Genomic DNA, 3,729 nt, shown 5'->3' with positions numbered 1-3,729 from the left:
GTTTCCAGTAAAGGAAACAGTCAGGCCTTCGCGCGGGGTTTCTTCGTCAGTCGCGGTGAAGCGGCCAGCGACGGTGCCCGCAGTAGCAGAGTTCTCGTCGATGGTGACTGGCGCAACGCTGATCACTGGCACGTCGTTATGCAAGGTGACAGTCGGCTGACCAGTGCCATTGGAGCTAAGCCCCTCAGGGTCGGTAACCGTCAGATCAATCTTCGGCAGTTGATTGCCGGCGTTAACGAAGTCGGCACCTTTTTGCGTCAGTACAACGTTGTTGCCGGACAAGCTGTAGTAGCCATCCACGTTGCTGTTACCCGTAAAGGAAACAGTCAAACCTTCGCGTGGCGTTTCCTCATCAGTCGCAGTGAAGCGGCCAGCGACGGTGCCCGCAGTAGCAGAGTTCTCGTCGATGGTGACTGGCGCAACGCTGATCACTGGCACGTCGTTATGCAGCGTGACCGTCGGTTGACCAGTGCCATTGGAGCTAAGCCCCTCAGGGTCGGTAACCGTCAGATCAATCTTCGGCAGTTGATTGCCAGCGTTGACGAAGTCCGCGCCCTTCTGGGTCAGTACAACGTTATTGCCAGACAGGCTGTAGTAACCGTCTACGTTGCTGTTTCCAGTAAAGGAAACAGTCAAACCTTCGCGTGGCGTTTCCTCATCAGTCGCAGTGAAGCGGCCAGCGACGGTGCCTGCAGTAGCAGAGTTCTCATCAATGGTGACTGGCGCAACGCTGATCACTGGCACGTCGTTATGCAGCGTGACCGTCGGCTGACCAGTGCCATTGGAGCTGAGCCCCTCTGGATCGGTAACCGTCAGATCAATCTTCGGCAGTTGATTGCCAGCGTTGACGAAGTCCGCGCCCTTCTGGGTCAGCACAATGTTGTTACCCGAAACGCTGTAGTAGCCGTCCGAGTTGCTGGTACCGGTGAAGGTGATCGTGAGACCCGCGCGCGGCGTTTCCTCGTCGGTGGCCGTGAAGGTACCGGCGACGGTGCCTGCTTTAGCGGCGTTCTCATCGATGGTGACTGGCGCAACGCTGATCACCGGCACGTCGTTGTGCAGAGTGACCGTCGGCTGGCCGGTGCCATTGGAGCTAAGCCCCTCTGGATCGGTAACCGTCAGATCAATCTTCGGCAGTTGATTGCCAGCGTTAACAAAGTCAGCGCCCTTCTGGGTCAGTACAACGTTATTGCCAGACAGGCTGTAGTAGCCGTCTACGTTGCTGTTACCCGTAAAGGAAACAGTCAAACCTTCGCGTGGCGTTTCCTCATCAGTCGCAGTGAAGCGGCCAGCGACGGTGCCCGCTGTAGCGGAGTTCTCATCAATAGTGACTGGCGCGACGCTGATCACTGGCACGTCGTTATGCAGAGTGACCGTCGGCTGGCCGGTGCCATTGGAGCTAAGCCCCTCAGGGTCGGTAACCGTCAGATCAATCTTCGGCAGTTGATTGCCGGCGTTAACAAAGTCCGCACCTTTCTGGGTCAGTACAACGTTGTTGCCAGACAGGCTGTAGTAGCCATCTACGTTGCTGTTGCCGGTGAAGGAAACATTCAAACCTTCGCGTGGTGTTTCTTCATCAGTCGCAGTGAAGCGGCCAGCGACAGTGCCCGCAGTAGCGGAGTTCTCGTCGATGGTGACTGGCGCGACGCTGATGACCGGCACGTCGTTGTGCAGAGTGACCGTCGGCTGACCGGTGCCATTAGAGCTGAGCCCCTCAGGATCGGTAACCGTCAGATCAATCTTCGGCAGTTGATTGCCAGCGTTAACAAAGTCAGCGCCCTTCTGGGTCAGTACAACGTTATTGCCGGAGAGACTGTAGTAGCCGTCTACGTTGCTGTTGCCGGTGAAGGAAACAGTCAGGCCTTCGCGTGGCGTTTCTTCATCGGTCGCGGTGAAGCGGCCGGCGACGGTGCCCGCAGTAGCAGAGTTCTCGTCGAGGGTGACCGGTGCGACGCTGATCACCGGCACGTCGTTGTGCAGAGTGACCGTCGGCTGACCGGTGCCATTAGAGCTGAGCCCCTCAGGATCGGTGACCGTCAGATCAATCTTCGGCAGTTGATTGCCGGCGTTAACGAAGTCGGCGCCCTTCTGGGTCAGCACAATGTTGTTACCCGACACGCTGTAGTAGCCGTCCGAGTTGCTGGTACCGGTGAAGGTGATCGTGAGACCCGCGCGCGGCGTTTCTTCGTCGGTGGCCGTGAAGGTACCGGCGACGGTGCCTGCTTTAGCGGCGTTCTCATCGATGGTGACTGGCGCAACGCTGATCACTGGCACGTCGTTATGCAAGGTGACCGTCGGCTGACCAGTGCCATTGGAGCTAAGCCCCTCAGGGTCGGTAACCGTCAGATCAATCTTCGGCAGTTGATTGCCGGCGTTAACAAAGTCCGCACCTTTCTGGGTCAGTACAACGTTGCTGCCGGACAGGCTGTAGTAGCCATCCACGTTGCTGTTTCCAGTAAAGGAAACAGTCAGGCCTTCGCGCGGGGTTTCTTCGTCAGTCGCGGTGAAGCGGCCAGCGACGGTGCCCGCAGTAGCAGAGTTCTCGTCGAGGGTGACTGGTGCGACGCTGATCACCGGCACGTCGTTGTGCAGAGTGACCGTCGGCTGACCGGTGCCATTGGAGCTAAGCCCCTCTGGATCAGTAACCGTCAGATCAATCTTCGGCAGTTGATTGCCAGCGTTAACAAAGTCAGCGCCCTTCTGGGTCAACACAACGTTATTGCCAGACAGGCTGTAGTAACCGTCTACGTTGCTGTTGCCGGTGAAGGAAACAGTCAAACCTTCGCGTGGAGTTTCTTCATCAGTCGCAGTGAAGCGGCCAGCGACGGTGCCCGCAGTAGCGGAGTTCTCATCAATAGTGACTGGTGCAACGCTGATCACTGGCACGTCGTTATGCAAGGTGACAGTCGGCTGACCAGTGCCATTGGAGCTGAGCCCCTCAGGATCGGTAACCGTCAGATCAATCTTCGGCAGTTGATGGCCAGCGTTAACGAAGTCCGCGCCCTTTTGCGTCAGTACAACGTTATTGCCGGACAGGCTGTAGTAGCCGTCTACGTTGCTGTTGCCGGTGAAGGAAACAGTCAAACCTTCGCGTGGCGTTTCTTCATCGGTCGCGGTGAAGCGGCCAGCGACAGTGCCCGCAGTAGCAGAGTTCTCGTCGATGGTGACTGGCGCGACGCTGATGACCGGCACGTCGTTGTGCAGAGTGACCGTCGGCTGACCGGTGCCATTAGAGCTGAGCCCCTCAGGATCGGTGACCGTCAGATCAATCTTCGGCAGTTGATTGCCGGCGTTAACAAAGTCAGCGCCCTTCTGGGTCAGTACAACGTTGTTGCCGGAGAGACTGTAGTAGCCGTCTACGTTGCTGTTGCCGGTGAAGGAAACAGTCAAACCTTCGCGTGGTGTTTCTTCATCAGTCGCAGTGAAGCGGCCAGCGACAGTGCCCGCTGTGGCGGAGTTCTCATCGATGGTGACTGGTGCAACGCTGATCACTGGCACGTCGTTATGCAAGGTGACCGTCGGCTGACCAGTGCCATTGGAGCTGAGCCCCTCTGGATCGGTAACCGTCAGATCAATCTTCGGCAGTTGATTGCCAGCGTTGACGAAGTCCGCGCCCTTCTGGGTCAGCACAATGTTGTTACCCGAAACGCTGTAGTAGCCGTCCGAGTTGCTGGTACCGGTGAAGGTGATCGTGAGACCCGCGCGCGGCGTTTCCTCGTCGGTGGCCGT

Annotated in this window: 1 protein-coding gene; it reads right to left on the bottom strand. The window is 57.7% G+C overall.

The features are described 5' to 3' along the window. The coding region (locus tag AD670_RS31755; protein WP_172681539.1) for a hypothetical protein at positions 1–3,729 on the bottom strand (3,729 nt) is incomplete at both ends.

The organism is Pseudomonas sp. MIACH (assembly GCF_001269925.1).
Lineage (GTDB): Bacteria > Pseudomonadota > Gammaproteobacteria > Pseudomonadales > Pseudomonadaceae > Aquipseudomonas.
The sequence above is the reverse complement of the archived record's forward strand: the minus strand, read 5'-3'. Positions and strand labels throughout refer to the sequence as shown.